The organism is Rhodoglobus sp., from assembly GCF_053580035.1.
This window is the reverse complement of record NZ_JBMDVL010000001.1, coordinates 731,888-751,971: the sequence shown is the minus strand read 5'-3', so window position 1 is coordinate 751,971 and position 20,084 is coordinate 731,888. Positions and strand designations below refer to the sequence as shown.

The window sequence follows — 20,084 nt, the reverse complement described above, 5'->3', positions numbered from 1 at the left end:
CGATGACGGACGCGCCCACAACAACGGCCAAGTCCACGGTGACTGTAGTTCTCCTCTTTGGCGGTCGTTCTTCGGAACACAGCATCAGCTGCGCCACCGCAGGGGGCGTACTTTCGGCGATTGATCGTGCGAAGTACACGGTGATTCCGGTGGGGATCACGCGTGACGGCGCTTTCACATTGCAGCCTGACGACGCTGAGGGGTTTGCGCTGAACCCCGAGGCGATGCCCGAAGTTGCCGACAATGGCACTCGCGTGCACTGGCCGGATTCGTCGCTCTCGAGCGAGCTGACGATTACGGAAGCCGATGGCTCTACCCGCAGTCTCGGCGACGTTGATGTAGTGTTCCCGATTCTACACGGCCCTTTTGGTGAAGACGGCACAATTCAGGGCCTCATCGAGTTGACAGGCCTGCCCTACGTCGGCAATGGTGTCCTCGCCTCGGCGATGGGGATGAACAAACACTTCACGAAACTCGCGCTCGAAGCTGCCGGTGTTGCCGTTGCTCCGTGGGTGACGGTATCTGCGGTGCAGTGGCAACGCGATCCTTCTGCCTGGCGTGAGCGTGCCTCGACTCTCGGTTTCCCTGTCTTCGTCAAGCCCGCTCGCGCAGGATCATCGGTCGGCGTCACCAAAGTTAACGCTCGGGCCGAGCTCGATGCGGCCTTTGCGACCGCTTTTGCCGAAGATTCGACTGCTCTCGTCGAGCAAGCGATGACCGGCCGTGAGATTGAGTGTGGTGTGCTCTCGGGGCGCGACGGCACGGATACCCGTGTGAGCGTTGCCGGGGAAATTGTTGTCACCGGGCGCGACTTTTATGACTTTGAGGCCAAATATCTCGACGTTTCCGCGGCCGAACTTATTTGCCCTGCACCGCTCCATGATGGAGAACTGTGGCAGATGCAACGCACCGCTGCTCGCGCTTTCGAAGCGATCGGGGGAGCAGGGCTCGCTCGCGTCGACTTCTTCTTTGACGGCACCGAGTTCGTGGTTAACGAAATCAATACCCTGCCGGGCTTCACGCCGATCTCGATGTTCCCCAAGTGTTGGGCTGCCAGCGGGATGAGCTATCCGGAACTCATCGATGAACTCATCGAGTTGGGGCTCGAAACCGTGCGCTAACCTGTCGTCTCTGACAGCGCAACGCAAAAACGATCGGGAACGATCTGGCTTACCGCGCCAGCAAGCTCAACGAGTGCATCGAACCCAGACACCTCGTCGCCCTCGACATCAGGGTCACCATCGCTATCAATGATCACTTGCACGGCAGGATCGCGGCCATACGTCGTGAAGACATAGTTCGGTGCATCGCTATCGTCACGCAGCCAGTCGACGCCATTGTCGGGAGCAGTGACGCAGGCCAACGATGCCGTCGGATCGGGCACGGCTACTCCGCAACGCAAGAGAACATTGGCTGGTTCCCCCCAAGCTCCAGTTCCCTGCGCGTTAGTCTCACGAATATCCAGACCCGCAACAGTGTCAGGCAAGCGCACAATAACTTCGGCGCAGGTAGGGTTCGCCGCATCATCCGCTGGCTCGAGAGCAACAATCGACGCGCATCCGGTTAGCAGAGCAACAAGCGGGACCACAGCGAGCATGGCCAAAACGGGGGTGCGGGTCGTCGATCTCATCGCCTTCAGGCTACCGTGAGAATATGACGAAAGACCGCGAGGGCGACCACCGTGACACACTCGGCCAGGTCGGGGAACTGGATGCCCTTAAGCGCATCTTTCCGCGGCTACCCTCCGCTGCCGCCGAACTAATCGGGCCCGGCGACGACTCCGCAGTGCTGGCAACGCCAGACAGGCGTGTGGTGATCACGACAGACATGATGATTCACGGCCCCGATTTTCGACTCGCGTGGTCGACTCCCTACGACCTTGGCTGGAAAGCTGCTGCCACGAACCTCTCAGACATCGCAGCGATGGGCGCAGTGCCCACTGGCCTCGTGGTTGCGATCGCCGCCCCCAACGACACCCCTGTCGCCTCGCTCGAAGCGATCGCCGACGGGCTCCGTGAGGGTTGCGAAGCGCTAGCGCCCGGCAGCGGAGTGATCGGCGGCGACCTCTCGGTCTCACCGGTGCTCACCATTGTCATTACGGCTTTCGGCGACCTAGAGGAGCGTGCGCCCGTGCTGCGGTCCGGTGCACAACTCGGTGACGTCATCGCGGTTTCTGGAACGCTCGGCCTCGCCGCCGAAGGGCTTCGTCTGCTCTTCACCGAAGGAGTAGTTGAGGGCGAACCGGATGCTTCAGCCGCCGCCTCGCTCGCGACGCAGTATCCCGAGGCCATCGCCGCCCAACTCCGGCCATCGCCTCCCATAGCGGACGGCAAAGCAGCATCGCTCGGGGGAGCCACAGCCATGCTCGACCTGAGCGATGGGCTCGCGATTGATGCCCGCCGTATTGCTACCGCGAGCGGTGTTGCTCTCGATCTGTCATCCGAGTCGGTGGGTGGCCGGGCGCAGCTTGACGGTGGCGAAGATCACTCGCTGCTCGCGACATTTCCGCAGGCGGTCGAATTGCCAGCGGGGTTCCGTGCGATCGGCCGCGTTGTCGAGGGGGAGGGCCTTCTCGTCGATGGGGTCGCGTACACCGAGCGTGGTGGCTGGGATCCTTATGCTGGCTGGGATGGCGCTTCGGGCTGAACCCAGTAGAGCGTTGTGTCGCCGTAGTCTTTGCGGCGGTCGAGCTCGAGACCGGCGGGCCATTCGGGCTCAGGGTCGCGCGAACTGCGTTCCACAACGACGAGTGCATCGGGGCTGAGTTGGCTTGACAGCAGCTCTAGAGCCACGAGAAGTTCGGCGTTGCCGAGCTCGTACGGTGGGTCAATGAACACCAGATCCCATTGATCGCCGGATGTCTCTAAGAAGGTGTGCACGGCGCGGGCGGCGGTCAGAATGATCGGCTTTGAGCCGCGGGGAGCTTGTGCGGCGATGAGGGTCGCGTTCTTGCGGCAGGCATCGGCGGCACGAGGATTTTTCTCCACGAGTGTGACATGGGGTGCGCCGCGTGATGCCGATTCGAGGCCGAGGGCGCCGGTGCCGGCATAGAGGTCGAGAACTCGGGCGCCATCGATGGCGTCGCGGGCTTCGAGGGCCGAGAAGATTGCTTCGCGAAGGCGATCACTTGTGGGGCGCGTGCCCGCGCTGGGGACGGCAATGGTGAGGGAGCCAGCGTAGCCGGCGATAATGCGTGTCATAGCGTGTCGAGCCTAGCCGAGAGCCCTCGCGCACGTAGTTCAGTGCCCGGTGACAAGGGAACGCCGGTGGCCACCGGTACTCTGTGAGAGTGACCTCGCCCCTCGATCAGAAGCTCAGTGCCGTGCTGGGCGGGCGCACCGCAACCTCGATGCAGCGCGGGCTCGGTTTGGTGACTGTCGGCGATCTCATGACGCACTACCCGCGGCGTTATGCGCGGCGCGGTGAGCTCACTGCTCTGGCCCAGTTGCCGCTCGATGAGGCCGTCACGATCGTGGCTGAGGTTCGCGAGGTGCGCAATCGCCCGATGCGCAACAAGCGCGGGTCGATCCTTGAAGTGTCGATCAGCGATGGCACGGGCATCCTGACTCTCACGTTTTTCAATCAGGCCTGGCGAGCGAATGAACTGTCACCAGGCGTCCGCGGAATTTTTGCTGGCAAAGTCGGCCAATATCGGGGCACGCGCCAGCTCGCTCACCCTGATTACGAACTTTTTGATCGGGATGCGCTTGAGCTGAAGAAACCTGAGCAGGCGAAGGCGTGGGCTGAGCAACCCATTCCGATTTACCCGGCAACGTCAACCGTGGCGAGTTGGCAGATTCAGAAAGCGGTCGAGGTCGTGCTTGACACTCTTGGACCTCTCGACGATCCTGTTCCGGATGCCGTACGTCGCGAGCGTGAGCTGCTTCCATTTGCGAAGGCGCTTGAGCAAGTGCATCGCCCGAAGGTTGACTCGGATTGGCGAGCAGCTCGGGACACTCTGCGTTTTCAGGAGGCGTTCGTTTTGCAGTCTGCACTGTTGCAGCAACGACAGAGGCAGCGTGAATCTGAGGCGATTGCGCGCACGGCTGGGTCGCTCGTGGACGGTTTTGATGCGGCGCTTCCGTTCGTGCTGACTGGTGATCAGCAGACGGTGGGGGAGCAGATCTTTCACGATCTGGCCGAGCCGGTTCCGATGAATCGTCTGGTGCAGGGCGAAGTGGGCTCTGGCAAGACTCTCGTGGCATTGCGAGCGATGCTGGCGGTGGCCCAGTCGGGTGGGCAGTCGGCCCTGCTTGCGCCAACCGAGGTGTTGGCGCATCAGCATTTCCGATCCATCGTGCGCACTCTTGGCCCCGATCTTGCGGCAGAATTGCGCCCGACTCTCATCACAGGCCAGCTCTCCACGGCCGAGCGCAAGAAGGCGCTTCTCGCGAGCGTGTCTGGCGCCTCACGCATTGTGATCGGCACCCACGCACTCTTGGGCGATGCGGTGAGCTTCGTTGACCTCGGCCTAGTTGTCGTAGACGAGCAGCACAGATTTGGTGTTGATCAGCGTGAAGCACTGCGACTGAAGGGGGCCAAGCCACCACACGTTCTCGTTCTTACGGCGACACCCATCCCTCGCACGGTCGCGATGACAGTCTTTGGTGACCTCGATATTTCGTCGATCGCCGAATTGCCCGCTGGTCGCCAACCCATCAGCAGTCATGTGGTTCCGCTGGCCGAAAAACCCGGTTGGGTGTCTCGTGTGTGGCAGCGTTTAGCCGAGGAACTCGCTATTGGCAGGCAAGGTTTCGTCGTGTGCCCCGCTATCGATGCCAAGACGCAAGAGCCCGGCAGTGACCCTGCACCGGCAGCGGCTGATGATCCGGATGCCGGACCGCCGCGACCTATCGCCAACGTTACTGAGGTGTTGGCTTCGCTACGCAGCAACGAGGTGCTCGCAGGTAAGCGCATCGAGGCACTCCATGGCAAGTTGTCGAGCGACGAAAAAGATGACCTTATGCGGGCGTTCGCTGCCGGTGATGTAGATGTTCTTGTCGCAACGACAGTGATCGAGGTTGGCGTTGACGTGCCAAACGCTTCTGTGATGGTCGTGCTTGACGCTGATCGCTTCGGGGTATCCCAGTTGCACCAGTTGCGCGGCCGTGTTGGCCGAGGTGGCGTGCCGGGCCTGTGCCTGTTTGTGACTGCAGCGGAGGTGGAGTCGCTTGCCCGCGAACGTGTTGAGGCTGTGGCATCCACTCTTGATGGTTTCGAGTTGGCGAACAAAGACCTTGAGCTTCGTCGTGAAGGTGATGTGCTCGGCGGTGTGCAATCGGGTGGGCGTTCGAGTTTGAAGCTGTTGCGAGTGGCCAATGACGGGCAACTCATTACGGAAGCGCGGGAGGCTGCGCAGGCGGTCTTGGCTGACGATCCGACTCTGGCCGAGCATCCGGCGCTCGCCGAAGCACTCAAGCGTCGCCTCGATGAGAGTGCAGAAGCCTTCCTCGGCAAGAACTAACTCCCTGTGACCTTGCTGGCGAGTTTCCTCGTACAGCGAACTCCCACGCGGTGAGCAGCACTCAGCCACTATCGTTGAGGCATGAGTCGGATCGCTGTCGTTCCTGGGTCCTTTGACCCTGTCACCCTGGGCCACCTGGATGTGATTGAGCGGGCAGCAAGAACCTTTGACGAGGTGCACGTTGTTGTCGTGCACAACCCGGGCAAGACGGCGCTTCTGCCGATCGCACAGCGGGTTTCGCTCATTGAGCAGGCGGTGGCGGATGCACGGCTTGCCGGCAACATTCGGGTCACGAGTTGGAGCATGGGTTTGCTCGTCGACTACTGCACCGAGGTTGGGGCGAGTGTCATTGTTAAGGGCATCCGTTCTCAAGTGGATGTCGCGTACGAAACCCCGATGGCGATCGTGAACCGCGATCTTGCTGCTGTCGAAACAATTTTCATGCTGCCAAACCCTGAACACGCTTATGTTTCGAGCTCGCTTGTGCGGCAGGTTGCCGCTCTGGGCGGCGATGTTGCGCCGTACGTTCCGCGGTCAGTTTCTGATTTTTTGCAGGCGCCTCGCGAGTAGTACGGGCACAATGGGTCTATGACTCTTACTCTCGGATACAAAGCCTCAGCTGAACAGTTTGCCCCACGTGAGCTCGTAGAGATTGCGGTCGCGGCCGAAGCCCATGGCATGGAGAGTGTTGCGGTAAGCGATCATTTCCAGCCCTGGCGTCATGAGGGTGGTCATGCACCGTTCTCACTGAGCTGGATGGCTGCTGTTGGAGAGCGCACGAGCACGATTCGGATTGGCACGAGCGTGATGACCCCCACTTTCCGTTACAACCCTGCCGTTCTGGCGCAGGCTTTTGCCACGATGGGTTGCCTTTATCCTGGGCGCATCATGTTGGGGGTTGGCACGGGTGAAGCGCTCAACGAGGTCGCTACCGGATTCCGTGGTGCTGGCGCGCAGGACTGGCCCGAGTTCAAGGAGCGGTTTGCGCGCTTGCGCGAATCAGTGCGCCTCATGCGTGCACTCTGGACCGAGGATCGGGTGTCGTTCGAGGGAGAGTACTACTCCACTCACGAAGCCAGCATTTATGACCGCCCCGACCAGCCCATCCCGATTTACATTGCTGCGGGCGGCCCGATGGTTGCCCGCTACGCCGGTCGTGCCGGTGATGGTTTCATTTGCACCTCTGGCAAGGGCATGGAGCTCTACAACGACGCGCTCATTCCTGGCGTCAAGGAGGGTGCGGCTAAGGCTGACCGCAAGTTCGAGGACATCGACCGGATGATCGAAATCAAGCTCTCCTACGACACCGACGCCGAGCTCGCCCTCGAAAATACACGTTTCTGGGCCCCGCTTGCGCTCTCGAAGGAGCAGAAGCACGACATCACTGATCCGATCGAGATGGAGAAGGCTGCTGACGCGCTGCCGATCGAACAAATCGCTTCGCGGTGGATCGTGGGCAACGACCCAGACAAGATTGTTGAAGAGATTCGCCAGTATGTGGATGCCGGACTCAATCACCTCGTGTTCCACGCGCCCGGGGGCGACCAGCGTCGTTTCCTCGAGCTCTTCGAGCGCGACATCGCACCGCGATTGCGGGCGCTGTAGCGACTAGAGCGCGAAGTACTTAACGAACGATGGGCGGATGCGTGAAGCATCCGCCCATCGTTGGTGTGTGGCGTTGGCGCGTCGACAGCGGCGTGCTGACTAGCTCGTAACGGCGACTGTCTCGGACGATCGAGCCTGGTTCGCGGAGTTGGTGCTGACCTCAATCTTGCGAGGTTTTGCCTTCTCCGACACCGGGATGATGACGCTGAGTACGCCGTTGTCGTAGCTGGCGCTGATGTTTTCGCGGTCAATGCCGGCGCCAATGCTGAACTGGCGCAGGTAGGACCCGTAGCGACGCTCCTGTGATAGCCACTTGGCTCCTTCGCGCTCGCCGGCGGTGCGTTCGGCACGAATGGTGAGCAGCTGGCCATCGACGTCAACGTCGACGGAGCCGGGGTCTACGCCCGGAAGGTCGGCGGTGAGAACGTACTCGTCGGCCTGACGGTAAAGATCCACGGGCATGGGCTGGGTGCCGACGCGGGACTGGGCTGCAGCGGTGAGCCGGTCGAGTTCGGCAAAAGGATCAAATGACAGTGTCATGGGAAACCCCTTTCTCAAAGTTGAGTCACGGTGACTCAATAATCAGAAATTAGCACTCTCACCCCGAGAGTGCCAAGTCATTTTGCTCACAGTTCGCTGATAACGAAGCGACCGTCGCCGGAGCGATCCGGCGACGGTCGGGTGCGGCGCAATCATCGGATGATGAACCGCGGATAGTTCTGCTCAGCGCGAGTCCGGGCTAAAGCCAGGCGCTCGCGACGGAGTTGGTGTTCGGCCCGGAATTCAGCGGTTGCGATCAGTCGAGCCCGGTGAGGACGGCGGCTCCACGTGATGAGCGCAACGCCGAGATGCAGAGCAATTCGGTCGATGAGTCCCACGCGGTGCGCCGAAGTTGGGCGCGACTGGGCGTTGTTGCTGGGTTCGGGCGGATGGTTAGGGCGGTCCTTAGGGGCCGCCAGAGTTGTGTTCATGAGGTGATCTTTCGTGACAGAAGTTGATGCGGAAGGCGCGCAAAAGCGCGCCGGTTCAGGTGGCGACCCAACGTCATCCCTCGGCGATCGCGAGTTGCAGAAGAAGGAGAGATCATCGCGATGCGCTGGCGCTCCAGATGAGGTGGGCGCAGACTCGTCAGTCGAACGCAGTCTCGTGATGATCGAGTTGAGTCGTGTGCTCCGTGAGCGCCGCCACCGTCAGAACGGGTTGGCGGAGATCGCTAGCCGGTTAGGCGGAGAGGGTGCCGACGGAGCCGGCGATAGTCGGAATCATTCCGATAGTTGAAATAAACACGCGAGGCTCCTTTCGATTGTTGGCGTTTGCTCAGTGTAGAACTATCGCCAACTGAGAATCAAGACCCAATTTGGCGACGATCTATTGCCGGTGCTGCCAGTGCTGGTCCATCAGGACGGGGTTGCCGTCTGGATCTTCGAGAACAATGCTGGCTGGGCCTTCGGTGGAATCATCCACACCGTTGATAATTGCCGCCGTTCTTCAGCATGAGCCAGCCCGGTGAACGGCCAAGTATCCGGTCAGCGGTTCGGGAATTCGCTGGTTCATCCGTTGTGACACGGCAGAGGCGCAGTCCGCGCGACAATAGACAGATGCCCGCCTCCGTTTCTGCGCCCCACATTGGCTATGCCGCAATGCTTGAGCGGTTTCATCCGCGCGACGTGTTGGCGTTTGCCCAGCACGCCGAATCACGCGGCTTTCGTGGGGTGATGGCCGCAGACCACTATCAGCCGTGGACGCCGCAACAGGGCCAAGCTTCCTTCGTGTGGAACGTGCTGAGCGCGCTTGGCCAAACCACGATAGGTGACTTAGGCACCGGAGTCACAGCGCCCACATTTCGTTGGCATCCCGCGATGGTCGCTCAGGCATCGGCCACTCTTGCCGCAATGAATCCGGGCCGGCACTGGCTGGGCCTTGGCAGTGGTGAGGCCATTAACGAACATGTGGTCGGCCAGTACTGGCCTGAAGCGCCCGAACGCATCAACCGCATGTTTGAAGCCGTCGAAATCATCAAGAAACTGTTCGCCTCGGGGCTGGCAGGCAAAGATGTGCGCCACGATGGTCAGTTCTACCGGCTGGAGTCGACTCGGCTCTGGACAATGCCCGAGACCGCACCCGAGATCTTGGTCGCCACCGCCGGTCCCGTCGCAGCCAAACGCGCAGGGAAAACGGTTGATGGGCTCATCACCGAGGCCGCGCCGCTCGAAAAGATTGACATGCTGCTCAAACGATTCGCTGAGGGTGCACGTGAAGCCGGCCGTGACACTGCACAGCAGAGCCGCGTCTTGAGACTGCATCTCAGTTGGGCGGACACTGACGAGCAGGCGATGAAGAACGCCATCACCGAGTGGCCTAATGGTGGTCTGCGATTCGCAAAGAACGACATCCGGTCACCATTCGAGCTTGAACAACTCGCCCGAATGGTTCGTCCTGAAGACTTTGAAGGCCGGATGCCCGTCAGCGCGGATCCTGACGTGCACCGTGCCTACATCCAGAGCTACCTAGACCTCGGTTTCGACCGCATTTACCTCCACAACGTTGGTCGAAATCAGCGGGAATTTCTTGATGTTTTCGGTCGTGATGTGCTTCCCTCATTGCGCAAATAGTGTCGCGGTCGCCAATGCCGCAGACTAGACACGTGAGAATGAGCGCCTGGGCCGTGCCCGGCATCCCCGAAATTATGTCCGGTGACGACCTCGTGCAGGTGATATCGGCGGCATTGATTGCCGACTCGAACGATTCGCCGGACGGTGGGCTTGAGGATGGCGACATTCTCACGGTCACCTCCAAGATTGTGAGCAAGGCCGAGGGTCGCGCAGTGAAGGCGGCTGATCGTGAGCAGGCAATCACCGACGAAACCGTTCGTGTGGTGGCGTCACGGGAGCACCCCAACGGTGTGACCCGCATCGTCGAGAATCGCCTCGGGCTGGTGATGGCTGCGGCCGGTGTCGATTCGAGCAATACGCCCGACGGCATCGTGTTATTGCTTCCGCTCGATCCCGATGCGACTGCTCGCCAATTGTGCTCGGCGCTTCGCGAACGCTTCGGTGTGCGGATTGGCATCATCATTACGGACACCGTTGGCCGACCGTGGCGGCGAGGTCAAGCCGATATTGCAATTGGTGCTGCGGGCATCCGCGTTCTCGATGACCTTCGCGGCACCGTTGATGCGTCGGGGCGCCCACTTGCCGTCAGCGTTACTGCCGTTGCCGATGAGATCGCTGCAGCGACAGATCTCGTGAAGGGCAAGGCCGGGGGATTTCCTGTTGCTGTGGTGCGCGGCCTTGCGCAGCACGTAGTTGAGATCGAAGTGCCGGGAGCACGTTCGCTGGTGCGCGTTGGCGCGGACGATATGTTTCGGATGGGCACCAAGGAAGCGTGGTTGGCAGGCTTCGACGAAGCTCACACCGATGCCGACGTCGACGGCGATACTGGCTTCACTCGCGGTCAGCACAACCGGGCCGACCATAAAGAAGATTAATACTCGACTGTGAGTCTGTTTGCCCCTATCCTGATCCAATGGGGAGTCTGATTTCGCTTGCGTTCTTCGCGTTGCTCATCGCGGTTCTGATCGACATCATTCTGATCGACGAATGGCGCATCAAGCACCTAGGCAAAATTACGTGGATCTTCTTGGTGATCTTCCTGCCCCTGATCGGCAGCATCCTCTGGTTCGTGCTTGGTCGCGAATATGCTCCGGCCACTCAATCCAGCAGTTTCGGCGCTCCCCAACGTCGCGAATCCTTGCCCCCGCTAGACACAAGCAACACCGAAGCTGAGCTGGCCAAGCTCGATGCGGAGATCGCATTTTTCGAAAATCAAAAGAAAATTCGCGATCTTGAAGAGAAGCTCCGCGAGCGTAAGCAATTGCCGTAGTGCTCTAGCGCTGGCAGACTCAACGAATGGATGATGTGACTTCCACACCGATGCCCGATGACGTGTTCCATGATCACTGTGCTGCCATTGTGCGCAGTGTTTCGACGGTGATCGACGGCAAAGCTGATGCCGTGCGCTTGGCGCTCACGGTACTTCTGGCGGAGGGCCATCTCCTCATTGAGGATGTTCCCGGAGTTGGCAAAACCATGCTGGCCCGGGCCCTGGCCCGCACTGTCGACTGCTCGGTTTCGCGAGTTCAGTTCACGCCAGATCTGCTACCAGCCGATATCACCGGTGTTTCGGTCTACAACCAGAACACGCGTGAGTTCGAATTCAAAAAGGGGCCGGTATTTGCGAATATCGTGATCGGCGACGAGATCAACCGGGCCAGCCCGAAGACGCAGTCTGCGCTCCTCGAATGTATGGCGGAGTCGAGTGTGACCGTTGATGGCCACACTTACGAACTGACGAGCCCATTCATAGTCGTTGCCACGCAGAATCCGATCGAGATGGAAGGAACGTATCCGCTGCCCGAAGCGCAGCGAGACCGTTTCATGGCGCGGATTTCGATGGGGTATCCGGATGCGGAGTCCGAGTTGGCCATGCTGAGGTCGCGCGAGCTCTCGAGCCCACTTGATTCGCTAACGCCCGTTGTGAGCGTCGAGCAGTTGCGCGACTTGATTGCCACGGTGCGGCGAGTATTTGTCAGCACCGCGGTGGAAGAATACGCCGTTGCTATTGCTCAGGCGACGCGTCGTGATCGTGAGGTTCGGGTGGGGGCGAGCCCTCGGGCAACGCTTCACCTTGTGCGGGCGGCGAAGGCCAGGGCGGCTATCGACGGTCGCGATTTTGTTCTTCCGGATGACATTGATGAACTCGCCGTGACTGTGCTCGCACACCGAATGATTCCGGCTCGCCATGCTGGTGACACTGCTGCGGTGCTCTCGGGTCACTCGATCGCCGATGTGATTGAGCGCATTGTGGCTGAGACTGCCGTTCCTGTTATCGCTGCTGCTTCCTAGATCACTCATCATGCCCCGCGCAGACTTTCGGCGATCTATCCGCATCATTCTTGGCGGTGCCCGTCTGACGCGCCGAGGAATTGTCTTCGTGGTGTGGGGGATAGTGACGGTTCTTCTGGGTTTCGGCGTCGATATGCCAATTTTGTTATATGTCGGATGCTTCGCGGTTGCGTTGCCCCTTGTCGCGCTGTTGTTTGTGCGAACTCGGGAGTCGGCGCTGAGCGTTTCTCGTCGTTTTTCGTTCCCCGTTGTTGAGGCGGGAAACACCACTGCGGTAACCCTGCGCGTTGATAATCATTCACAGCGAGCGACTTCGCCTGTGCGGTGGCGAGATGCGTTGCCGTGGCGGCCCTGGGTGACAGACAGCGGTTGGCTTCCGCGGTTGTCGGTCAAGACTCGCTTGGCGAGTGACCGCAGCGCGGCGCAATTGAGTTATTCATTGACGCCAGCCAGCAGGGGAATTTTTGAGATCGGTCCTCTCGTCGTTGAGGCAACTGATCCATTCGAGCTTGCGTGGGGCGCCTGGAACGTTGGCTCCGAGTCCTCGCTCATCGTGACTCCGCGGGTCGCACAACTCGCAACGAGTGCGCTTGTTGCTCAGTCGGGTGACGGTGAGGCACGCGTTGTCCAGCGCCGGTCGGCCGGCGATGATGACGACGCAATGACGCGCGAGTACCGGCGCGGCGATGCGATGCGCCGGGTGCATTGGAAAGCGTCCGCCAGACACGGCAGCTTGATGGTTCGCCAAGAGGAGCAGCACAGTTATCCCGAGGCCCGAATCATTGTCGATACCCGATTGGAGGGTTATCCCGATGCGAGTCGGGCAACATCACTGCGGGCTGTTGGCGGCGACCGGGTATCGCCGGCGCACAGTGCCCGCTTTGAATGGGTTGTTGGCATGTTGGCATCCGCGGCGGTGCAGTTGCGTCGAGAAGGATTCCTTGTTCAGATCATTGAAACGGGGCAATCGCAGTTGACGGATGCCGCAACGCTGCACCGCAGATCGTCTGCTGAGCAAGAATTGCTGACTCGACTCGCGGCTCTGGCTCCGATTGAAACGCCGGCCGACTGGTGGGGTGACCCTGCATCTCGTTCGTTCGCGCGTGGTCCGGTCATCGCGTTGGTTGCACGGCCTGAACCGGCGACGATTGATTACCTCGTGAGTCAATCGACCAGCACTGTGCTCGCGGTGGTATTCATAGTGGAATCGACCTCTAGTTTTGGCGATCGGGAGCGGACGAACGCACCGCAGCGTCCGCCTCTCGCGGTGGAGCTTCGTGCCGCAGGCTGGAGAGTCATCTCGGTGCAGTCGTTTGACGATGTCGCTGACGCCTGGAATCTGTTCGTCGCGGAATCGATGGTGGCGCGTGAACGTCACTGATAGCGCACGTTTGGCTAGCATCGAGCGCCACACCTACCGGCTTCAACTGTGGTCGATGGCCGGTGTCATGGCGTTGGCTGTTGGCATCGCAGCCGGCAGCCTTGGGGCCGTGCTGACGGAGGGGGCATGGTGGTTCCCGTTCATGGCAATGGTGATGGTGATGTTAGCCACCGCCGCTGCGGTTCGCGGTGTGACCAAGCGTCGTCTTGTCGGCACGATCGCGGCCTTCCTCTCTGGCGGAGTCATTCTCATCCTGATGTTTGCGGCCGACACGGCGATTGCCGGGATCATCCCGACGGGCGAGACTTTTGCCCGCTTTGCGCAACTCGTCAGCGACGGCGATGAGTCGATCGCGAATCAACGTTTTCCTGCGGATGCCGAAATTGGCATCGTCTTTCTGATCTGTTTGGGTGCGCTAGCGGTGACGCTCGCCATGGATGTTGCAGCCTTCGTGCTGCGCAAACCGGCGTTAACCGGCATCCCGTTGTTGATTCTGTTGCTGGTGCCGAGTCTGGTTCGCAGCGAGTTGCATGATGCTTTTGTCTTCGCGACGACGGCGCTGGCGTATGTCGCGATCTTGTTGGTTGCTTCTCAAAGGGCCAGCGTGCGCACAGCGTGGCCTTTAGTGGCGGTAGCTCTCGTGATTTCGCTCATCGTTCCTGTGTTGCTGCCAAGCGTTGAGCCTGCGGTTGACGCGGGAAGTCGTCCTGGCCTGATCTCGACTGGCGTGAATCCCATCATCAACCTGAGCAGTGATCTGCGGCGTAACGCACCCCTGCTTGCCCTGCAGTACACCGCTGAGGGCACGGGCGAGTACCTCCGGGTTGCCGCCCTCGACACGTTCGACGATGACACGTGGCGGCCATCGGAGAACGACGATGCACGTAGTGATGCGATTGACACGTTCCCCGAGCCTGCGGGGCTTACGCCAGAGGTGCCGCGCAGCGAAAACATGATGCAGATCGAAATTGAGCGCATCCGAGGTAAATATTTGCCTGTTCCCTATGCGACGTCTGGCATTTCGGGGCTGGATGGCGACTGGAGTTGGGAACCAGAGGGCCTCACCGTTTCCACTGTGGATGCCAACTCAAAAGATCAAGCGTATGAAGTGTCGTTCGTCACACCAGCGCCATCGATCGAGCAATTGAAGGCGGCTCCGACAGTGCTGCCAGACGGTTTTGACAAATATCTGGCGCTACCCGAAACGCTACCGGCCGTTGTTGGCGAGACGGCGCTTGACGTGGCTGGTGACCTGCCTACGCGTTTTGATCAAGCGCTCGCTCTTCAGTCGTTCTTCAAAGACACCGATTTTGAGTATTCCGAGAGTGCGCCGCTCACCGATGACTATGACGGTTCTGGGGCAGAGGTCCTCGCCGAGTTCTTGAGCGCGCGCAGCGGCTACTGCGTGCATTTTGCCTCCGCTATGGCGGCGATGGCCCGCACTCTCGACATCCCTGCCCGCGTCGTTGTCGGGTTCACGCCCGGTCAAAAGAAAGCAGATGAGGAAACTGACGAGATTCGGTTCGTCGTGACGACGGACAATTTGCACGCGTGGCCGGAGTTGTACTTTCCGACCGTCGGGTGGATCCGGTTCGAACCAACGGTCTCTGTGGGCACTGAGCCCCGGTTCGCGCAAAGCATCGTTGACGATCCCAATACGCCAGACGTAGATGAGTCCCAACCAGAGCCTGCCGCAACGCCAGCACCCACGCCGACAGCGACCTCCGGAGCCCGCCCCGATCTCCCTCTTGATGAGCAACCGAGTAGTTCACCGACTGGCCCCGCTGCGGTATCCCCGTTCTGGTGGTTGCTTCTCGCGCTACCGGTTCTCCTGCTGATACCAGCGCTCGTGAGGGCGATTCGTCGTGGGCTGCGCTTGACCGCCGTCTCTCGAGGAGGTGTCGCTCCGGCCTGGCGCGAAGTGCGTGACACCGCCCGAGATCTGGGGCTAGCCATTAGTGCAACCGCCACCCCGCGCCAGCAATATGAACAGATGGCAGCTCAGCTGGGTTCGTCGAGTGCGAGCGCACTGGCAAGCCTTCTGACCAGTGTCGAAGCTGCTGCCTTTGGTCCGCGCGCGACTGCGTTGCGACCGGCGGCTGTGAGATCGGCGCTGACGTCATTGAGGTCCGCTGCGAATTGGCGAGCGCGACTGCGGGCACGCTGGGCACCGCGCACAGCGTTTGGGCCGGTCGAACGGTCCCGCTAGGCGGGACTAAAACCAATGACCGGTTTGCCAGTAACCGGGTTGTGAAGAATTGAGGCTCGCACGCCGTAGACGTCAGCGATAAGCGCTTCAGTGAGTACCGTTTCGGTAGGGCCAGCAGCCACAACGCGACCGTGCGAGAGCACGATGATGTGATCGCAGTAGCTCGCGGCGAGTGACAGATCGTGCAACGCCGCCAGCACGGTAACCCCGGTGGTGCGGAGCTCTGCAAGCAGCTCGAGGACCGCAAGTTGCGCGGCAATGTCGAGGTGGTTCGTTGGCTCGTCGAGCGTGAGCAATTGTGGTTGCTGAGCGAGCGCCCGAGCGAGCATTACACGCTGCTTTTCGCCGCCAGAAAGACTCTGGAATTCTCGGCCCCGAAAGTCGGTCATACCCACGGTGGCGAGGCTTTCGGTGACGACAGCTGCTGACTCGGCGGAATCCGCTTCCCACAGTGACTGGTGGGGGAGTCGGCCAAGCTGCACAACCATGTCGACGGTGAGCGATGAGTCTGTGGTTGCATCCTGCTCCACAAACGCCGCCAAACGTGCGCGTTGTCTTCGCGGCATCCCGAGGAGGTTTTCTCCATCGAAGTGAACGGAGCCGGATGCCGGAACCTGCACGGCGGTAAGGGCACGCAACAGGGTGGACTTTCCGGCACCGTTTGGCCCGACGAGCGCGCTCAGCGAGCCGCGGGCGACGGTGCAGTCGACATTGTCGATGAGGAGGGTGCCGTCGATCGTGACGCTGATGCGTTCGCCAACGAGGCCATTCTGCTCGCTCATGTTGAACTCTTTCGACGAGTGAGCAGGAAGGCAAAGATGGGAGCGCCGATCATCGCGGTCACGATCCCCACCGGGATCTCTCGTGGATCAAAAAGCGTGCGGGCGAGCGTGTCTGCCCAGACGAGGAACACTGCCCCCAATAGTGCGCTGAGGGGCAACAGCGCTCGATGGCCGGGCCCGACGAGCAGTCTCACGGCGTGAGGCAAGATGAGTCCGACGAATCCGATGGAGCCGCTGACTGAGACCATGGCTCCGGTGACGAGCGCAGTCGCCGCGAGAAGCCCCCACCGCGTCGCGCTGACGTTGACGCCGAGCGACGCGGCTTGCACATCGCCAAACGCAAAAGAATCGAGCAAGCGCCCCGTGAGCATCACCGGGATGCCGACAACAATGATCGCTGTCATTGTGATGGCGACAGCGGGCCAGCGTGCACCGCTCAGCGAACCAAGCAGCCACGAAAGAACTTCGCGGTAGGAGTCACCGGTGACCGTCCAGAAGATCACAAAGCTTGTGATTGCGGAGGCGAGGGCCGAAACAGCAATCCCCGCAAGCACAGTGCGTGAGGGAGTGATCGAGCCAAGCGACCCGGCGAGCAGCAGCGTCAACGTCAGCGCGAGAAGTGCACCCACGAACGCAGCCAACGGCAAAAGGATGGCCGCGCCGAGCAGCAAAACCGAGACCGCACCAAGCGCAGCACCAGAAGACAGCCCGAGCAAATACGGGTCGGCAAGCGGATTGCGAGTGATTGCCTGCATAACGGCACCGCTTAGCGCCAGCCCGGCTCCAACCGCAGCCGCAGTGAGCACCCGCGGCAACCGCAATTGCCACACAATTCCATCGCGCAGTTCCGTTAACGGGCTCACCCCGATGCCGAGATGGCTGCCGATTGACCGCCACACCTCATCAAATCGGATGTCGGCAGGCCCGATCGTCACCGCAATCGTGATCGACACCAGAAGTGCGACCCCGAGAGCGGCGCCGAGCGCGAAGGGAGAAACCTTAGCCATCGAGCTCCGCAATTTGAGCAGTCAAACTTTCTGCTGCCTCTACGCTGCGCACGCCAGCTTCACTTGCCGCGAAGGGCACCACGAGGTAACGGCCAGCCTTCACCGCGCTGAGGTTTGCGGTTGCGGGGTTCGCCTCGAGAACGCCGATCTTCTTCTCGGCACTGTTCCAGGCGGCATCCACCAGCACGATGAAATCGGGGTCAGCGTCGACTACGGCTTCCCAGTTGTATGGTGCCCAGGTGGCATCCACATCGGCGGCAATGTTGGTGAGGCCGACGGTGTCGAGCAACAACTGCGGGGCACCGATTCCGGCGCCAACGTAGGGGGTGTCAGACCCGGACGAGAACCAGAGTGCTGTGCGCGAATCACCATTGGCATCGATTGCTGCGAGTCGATCACGCTGGTCGGTGATCAGGTCGCTCGAATCGACGCGGAAAATTGAGGCAACAGTTTCGATGTCGTTAAACACGTTGTCGAATGTCAATTGTGCGGGCTGTTCAGCGCTCTGGCAGGCGGAGGGTGCCACAAAGGTGTTGATGCCGAGCGCGCTGAGGTCGGCACGTTCACCGGCACCATCAGCGCTGAATGTTGATTCCCAGCCGGCGAAGACTAGGTCGGGTTCACGGTCAAGCACGGCCTCTTCGCTGGGTACGCGCTCCGCGATCGAGGTGAGTCCTGAAGCTTCGGATGCCCATTTCTCGGGCACCGGACCATCCTGGAATGCGGTTCCAATGATGCGATCGCCGAGCCCGAGCGCCAGCAGCAGCTCAGTAGTGGACGACTTGATGGTGATTACGCGTTCTGGTGCGGAATCGAAACTCACATCGAAACCGCAATTGCTCAGCTCGACGGTGTCGGTTGAGGAGTCGCTCGACGGAGCTGTTGACGGGGTGGCGGTAGCCGCGCATCCGCTGAGAGCAAAAAGTGAGACACCGGCGACAAGCGCGGTGCGGGAAAGTACAGACAAAGGGGCCTCCGAAAAACCGTGAATTTCGGCGCTGGGCGCGCGGAACAGGGTGAATAGTGTTTCGAGAAGACCGGCAGCCCAATCCTGGGCAAACCAACCACGCCATACCAAGCGCACGGGTCTGTAGAAACCATCCTATTAGGGCGGAGATGTCATGGTCGCCCTTCATACGAGCACCGAGTGGCTGTGCGATCGCTGACCGGGGGCGACAGCGAGGCTGTTGCGAGGGTAGAATTGACGATCGTGTCTAGAATCAACGAGAGTCCGTATGCCGTGTTGGTGCGCGATCTCATGCACCGCCCAGGTGAGATGAGAGAGCACTCGCTCGACATCGTCGTACCCGAAACCTTTGGGACCACCGTAATTGAGGTTCCCCAGGGCGCGGAATTGTCCATCGATGGCCGTTGTGAATCACTTCATGACGGTATTTTGGTGGATGCCGTTGTCGCGGGAAAAGCTAAGGCAGAGTGTGTTCGCTGCCTCATTGATGTCACGCTGCCGGTTCGAGTCGAGTTTCAAGAACTTTTCGCGTATTCTGAGGACGAAGCTTTCGACTACACGGTTATCGACGAATACATCGATCTAGAACCTGTAGTGCGGGATGCGGTGGTTTTATCATTACCGTTCCAGCCGGTCTGTCAGAAGGATTGTCTTGGCCTGTGCCCTGAGTGTGGGGTTCGGTTGCTCGATAATCCAGGACACGAACACGAAGCGCCGATTGATGCCCGCTGGGCAGCGTTGGCTGGCCTCCAAGATTTCACGCAAGACTCGCACGATCACGATTTGAACGACGCGAACGATTCACCTGAGACCCAAGAAGAAAAGAGTTAGTCATGGCAGTACCAAAGCGCAAGATGTCGCGGGCCAGCACCCGCATGCGCCGCGCCCAGTGGAAGGCAACCCCTCCCACACTCGTCAAGACCGTTGAAAACGGCAAGACCGTTTACAGCCTCCCGCACCGCGCCAAGGTAGTCGAAGACTCCGCTGGCACGCCTCTGTACCTGGAGTACAAGGGCCGCAAGGTAGCTGACGTTTAACTAGTTTCCTTTTCTCGGGTCACATCATGGCGGTCACGGGCTCTAGCGCACCGGCTGAGCTCTCCGCCGTGCTCGGGGTCAGTATTGACCCCGATTTGCTTGTGCTTGCGCTAACGCATCGCTCTTTCGCGTACGAAAACGGCGGCATTGCCAACAATGAGCGGCTCGAGTTTCTTGGTGATTCAATTCTTGGCCAGGCGGTTACGGTCAAGCTGTATCGCGATAACCCGGATCTTGATGAGGGCGACCTTGCCAAGCGCCGGGCTAGTCTCGTTTCTTCTGTTGCGCTTGCCGAGATCGCGCGCCAAATTGGGTTGGGCGCCTTCATCCGTCTTGGCAAAGGCGAAGAGCAGACTGGTGGACGCGAAAAGCCGTCGATTCTGGCAGACACTGTCGAGGCGGTCATCGGTGCCGCCTACCTTGATCTGGGCGGTGACGAAGCAACTGCGCTCGTCTTGAGACTTGTGGCACCGCTGTTGGCTGATCCTGAACGTTTTGGCGCCGCCATGGACCCGAAGACGAGTCTTCAAGAGCTCGCAGCAAAAATGGGTCGTGGTGTGCCCGACTATCGCATCGAAGATAGCGGCCCCGACCATTCCAAACGTTTCCACGCCAGTGTTGTCCTCTCCGATAAGGTCATTTCGACTGGCGTCGGCTCCAGCAAGAAGCAGGCCGAGATGGCCGCGGCGCTCGAAGCCTGGACCCTCCTCCAAACCGCAGTGAAGTAG

22 protein-coding genes are annotated in these 20,084 nt (G+C 60.4%); 15 read left to right on the top strand and 7 right to left on the bottom strand.

The annotated features are described in order from the left end of the window. Positions 1–2 precede the first annotated feature (2 nt). Complete coding sequence (locus ACOH1Z_RS03695; protein WP_449647129.1) at positions 3–1,121, top strand: D-alanine--D-alanine ligase family protein; 1,119 nt, start codon at positions 3–5, stop codon at positions 1,119–1,121. On the opposite strand, the gene ACOH1Z_RS03690 is transcribed toward ACOH1Z_RS03695, so the two are convergent. Continuing rightward, positions 1,118–1,630 carry a DUF3515 family protein gene (locus ACOH1Z_RS03690; protein WP_449647128.1) on the bottom strand — a complete coding sequence of 171 codons (513 nt, stop codon included), beginning with the start codon at positions 1,628–1,630 and terminating at the stop codon, positions 1,118–1,120. The genes ACOH1Z_RS03695 and ACOH1Z_RS03690 overlap by 4 nt on opposite strands. Positions 1,631–1,653: 23 nt before the next feature. Between ACOH1Z_RS03690 and thiL the strand changes: the two genes are divergently transcribed. Further along, positions 1,654–2,646: a thiamine-phosphate kinase gene (gene thiL / locus ACOH1Z_RS03685; RefSeq protein WP_449647127.1), complete on the top strand. Its 993-nt coding sequence runs from the start codon at positions 1,654–1,656 to the stop codon at positions 2,644–2,646. On the opposite strand, the gene rsmD is transcribed toward thiL, so the two are convergent. Further along, positions 2,616–3,200 (bottom strand): 16S rRNA (guanine(966)-N(2))-methyltransferase RsmD, encoded by a 585-nt coding sequence (rsmD, locus tag ACOH1Z_RS03680; RefSeq protein WP_449647126.1) that lies wholly within the window; start codon positions 3,198–3,200, stop codon positions 2,616–2,618. The genes thiL and rsmD overlap by 31 nt on opposite strands. A 149-nt stretch (positions 3,201–3,349) precedes the next feature. Between rsmD and ACOH1Z_RS03675 the strand changes: the two genes are divergently transcribed. The 3 genes from ACOH1Z_RS03675 (at position 3,350) to fgd (ending at position 7,069) form a co-directional block, all read left to right on the top strand. Continuing rightward, positions 3,350–5,464 carry an ATP-dependent DNA helicase RecG gene (locus tag ACOH1Z_RS03675; RefSeq protein WP_449648188.1) on the top strand — a complete coding sequence of 705 codons (2,115 nt, stop codon included), beginning with the start codon at positions 3,350–3,352 and terminating at the stop codon, positions 5,462–5,464. A gap of 81 nt (positions 5,465–5,545) precedes the next feature. Beyond that, the gene (gene coaD, locus ACOH1Z_RS03670) at positions 5,546–6,034 is read left to right on the top strand and encodes a pantetheine-phosphate adenylyltransferase (protein WP_449647125.1); all 489 of its coding nucleotides are present in this window, start codon (positions 5,546–5,548) and stop codon (positions 6,032–6,034) included. 18 nt (positions 6,035–6,052) lie between these two features. After that, entirely contained in the window at positions 6,053–7,069 is a 1,017-nt protein-coding gene (gene fgd, locus ACOH1Z_RS03665; RefSeq protein ID WP_449647124.1) for a glucose-6-phosphate dehydrogenase (coenzyme-F420), read from the top strand. A 99-nt stretch (positions 7,070–7,168) separates the two neighbouring features. Here fgd and ACOH1Z_RS03660 read toward each other — a convergent pair whose 3' ends face one another. Beyond that, positions 7,169–7,609, bottom strand: coding sequence for an Hsp20/alpha crystallin family protein (locus ACOH1Z_RS03660; RefSeq protein WP_449647123.1), 441 nt, complete (start codon positions 7,607–7,609; stop codon positions 7,169–7,171). A 152-nt stretch (positions 7,610–7,761) separates the two neighbouring features. Then, positions 7,762–8,040, bottom strand: coding sequence for a hypothetical protein (locus tag ACOH1Z_RS03655; protein ID WP_449647122.1), 279 nt, complete (start codon positions 8,038–8,040; stop codon positions 7,762–7,764). Positions 8,041–8,053: 13 nt separating this feature from the next. Between ACOH1Z_RS03655 and ACOH1Z_RS03650 the strand changes: the two genes are divergently transcribed. From ACOH1Z_RS03650 to ACOH1Z_RS03620, 7 genes are all read left to right on the top strand, one after another. After that, entirely contained in the window at positions 8,054–8,347 is a 294-nt protein-coding gene (locus ACOH1Z_RS03650; protein ID WP_449647121.1) for a hypothetical protein, read from the top strand. Positions 8,348–8,667: 320 nt separating this feature from the next. Beyond that, positions 8,668–9,681: a TIGR03557 family F420-dependent LLM class oxidoreductase gene (locus ACOH1Z_RS03645; RefSeq protein ID WP_449647120.1), complete on the top strand. Its 1,014-nt coding sequence runs from the start codon at positions 8,668–8,670 to the stop codon at positions 9,679–9,681. Positions 9,682–9,719: 38 nt separating this feature from the next. After that, positions 9,720–10,556 carry a coenzyme F420-0:L-glutamate ligase gene (cofE, locus tag ACOH1Z_RS03640; protein ID WP_449647119.1) on the top strand — a complete coding sequence of 279 codons (837 nt, stop codon included), beginning with the start codon at positions 9,720–9,722 and terminating at the stop codon, positions 10,554–10,556. Positions 10,557–10,594: 38 nt separating this feature from the next. Further along, positions 10,595–10,951, top strand: a complete 357-nt coding sequence (locus ACOH1Z_RS03635; RefSeq protein WP_449647118.1) for a PLD nuclease N-terminal domain-containing protein — start codon at positions 10,595–10,597, stop codon at positions 10,949–10,951. Positions 10,952–10,977: 26 nt separating this feature from the next. Then, entirely contained in the window at positions 10,978–11,973 is a 996-nt protein-coding gene (locus ACOH1Z_RS03630) for an AAA family ATPase (RefSeq protein WP_449647117.1), read from the top strand. A gap of 10 nt (positions 11,974–11,983) precedes the next feature. Further along, entirely contained in the window at positions 11,984–13,354 is a 1,371-nt protein-coding gene (locus ACOH1Z_RS03625) for a DUF58 domain-containing protein (protein WP_449647116.1), read from the top strand. Next, entirely contained in the window at positions 13,341–15,563 is a 2,223-nt protein-coding gene (locus ACOH1Z_RS03620) for a transglutaminase TgpA family protein (RefSeq protein ID WP_449647115.1), read from the top strand. Before ACOH1Z_RS03625 ends, ACOH1Z_RS03620 begins: the two co-directional genes overlap by 14 nt. Here ACOH1Z_RS03620 and ACOH1Z_RS03615 read toward each other — a convergent pair. The 3 genes from ACOH1Z_RS03615 to ACOH1Z_RS03605 are packed head-to-tail and all read right to left on the bottom strand — an operon-like array spanning position 15,560 to position 18,319. Beyond that, positions 15,560–16,345, bottom strand: coding sequence for an ABC transporter ATP-binding protein (locus ACOH1Z_RS03615; RefSeq protein WP_449647114.1), 786 nt, complete (start codon positions 16,343–16,345; stop codon positions 15,560–15,562). The genes ACOH1Z_RS03620 and ACOH1Z_RS03615 overlap by 4 nt on opposite strands. Continuing rightward, positions 16,342–17,352, bottom strand: coding sequence for a putative F420-0 ABC transporter permease subunit (locus ACOH1Z_RS03610; protein WP_449647113.1), 1,011 nt, complete (start codon positions 17,350–17,352; stop codon positions 16,342–16,344). Before ACOH1Z_RS03610 ends, ACOH1Z_RS03615 begins: the two co-directional genes overlap by 4 nt. Continuing rightward, entirely contained in the window at positions 17,345–18,319 is a 975-nt protein-coding gene (locus tag ACOH1Z_RS03605; RefSeq protein WP_449647112.1) for a putative F420-0 ABC transporter substrate-binding protein, read from the bottom strand. The genes ACOH1Z_RS03610 and ACOH1Z_RS03605 overlap by 8 nt, the downstream gene beginning before the upstream one ends. A 186-nt stretch (positions 18,320–18,505) precedes the next feature. On the opposite strand from ACOH1Z_RS03605, the gene ACOH1Z_RS03600 reads away from it, so the two are divergent. Genes ACOH1Z_RS03600 through rnc form a run of 3 tightly spaced genes read left to right on the top strand, consistent with a single transcriptional unit; the run spans position 18,506 to position 20,084 of the window. Then, a complete protein-coding gene (locus ACOH1Z_RS03600; RefSeq protein ID WP_449648187.1) occupies positions 18,506–19,150 on the top strand; it encodes a YceD family protein in 645 nt (214 codons plus the stop codon). Between the two features lie 2 nt (positions 19,151–19,152). Further along, positions 19,153–19,356 carry a 50S ribosomal protein L32 gene (gene rpmF / locus ACOH1Z_RS03595; RefSeq protein WP_449647111.1) on the top strand — a complete coding sequence of 68 codons (204 nt, stop codon included), beginning with the start codon at positions 19,153–19,155 and terminating at the stop codon, positions 19,354–19,356. A 26-nt stretch (positions 19,357–19,382) separates the two neighbouring features. Continuing rightward, complete coding sequence (gene rnc, locus ACOH1Z_RS03590; RefSeq protein ID WP_449647110.1) at positions 19,383–20,084, top strand: ribonuclease III; 702 nt, start codon at positions 19,383–19,385, stop codon at positions 20,082–20,084.

Bases quoted from the DNA above. Each gene is read 5' to 3' on its own strand.
- ACOH1Z_RS03695 (WP_449647129.1), top strand. From the start codon at position 3: ATGACGGACGCGCCCACAACAACGGCCAAGTCCACGGTGACTGTAGTT.
- ACOH1Z_RS03690 (WP_449647128.1), bottom strand. From the start codon at position 1,630: ATGAGATCGACGACCCGCACCCCCGTTTTGGCCATGCTCGCTGTGGTC.
- thiL (WP_449647127.1), top strand. From the start codon at position 1,654: ATGACGAAAGACCGCGAGGGCGACCACCGTGACACACTCGGCCAGGTC.
- rsmD (WP_449647126.1), bottom strand. From the start codon at position 3,200: ATGACACGCATTATCGCCGGCTACGCTGGCTCCCTCACCATTGCCGTC.
- ACOH1Z_RS03675 (WP_449648188.1), top strand. From the start codon at position 3,350: ATGCAGCGCGGGCTCGGTTTGGTGACTGTCGGCGATCTCATGACGCAC.
- coaD (WP_449647125.1), top strand. From the start codon at position 5,546: ATGAGTCGGATCGCTGTCGTTCCTGGGTCCTTTGACCCTGTCACCCTG.
- fgd (WP_449647124.1), top strand. From the start codon at position 6,053: ATGACTCTTACTCTCGGATACAAAGCCTCAGCTGAACAGTTTGCCCCA.
- ACOH1Z_RS03660 (WP_449647123.1), bottom strand. From the start codon at position 7,609: ATGACACTGTCATTTGATCCTTTTGCCGAACTCGACCGGCTCACCGCT.
- ACOH1Z_RS03655 (WP_449647122.1), bottom strand. From the start codon at position 8,040: ATGAACACAACTCTGGCGGCCCCTAAGGACCGCCCTAACCATCCGCCC.
- ACOH1Z_RS03645 (WP_449647120.1), top strand. From the start codon at position 8,668: ATGCCCGCCTCCGTTTCTGCGCCCCACATTGGCTATGCCGCAATGCTT.
- cofE (WP_449647119.1), top strand. From the start codon at position 9,720: ATGAGCGCCTGGGCCGTGCCCGGCATCCCCGAAATTATGTCCGGTGAC.
- ACOH1Z_RS03635 (WP_449647118.1), top strand. From the start codon at position 10,595: ATGGGGAGTCTGATTTCGCTTGCGTTCTTCGCGTTGCTCATCGCGGTT.
- ACOH1Z_RS03630 (WP_449647117.1), top strand. From the start codon at position 10,978: ATGGATGATGTGACTTCCACACCGATGCCCGATGACGTGTTCCATGAT.
- ACOH1Z_RS03625 (WP_449647116.1), top strand. From the start codon at position 11,984: ATGCCCCGCGCAGACTTTCGGCGATCTATCCGCATCATTCTTGGCGGT.
- ACOH1Z_RS03615 (WP_449647114.1), bottom strand. From the start codon at position 16,345: ATGAGCGAGCAGAATGGCCTCGTTGGCGAACGCATCAGCGTCACGATC.
- ACOH1Z_RS03610 (WP_449647113.1), bottom strand. From the start codon at position 17,352: ATGGCTAAGGTTTCTCCCTTCGCGCTCGGCGCCGCTCTCGGGGTCGCA.
- rpmF (WP_449647111.1), top strand. From the start codon at position 19,153: ATGGCAGTACCAAAGCGCAAGATGTCGCGGGCCAGCACCCGCATGCGC.
- rnc (WP_449647110.1), top strand. From the start codon at position 19,383: ATGGCGGTCACGGGCTCTAGCGCACCGGCTGAGCTCTCCGCCGTGCTC.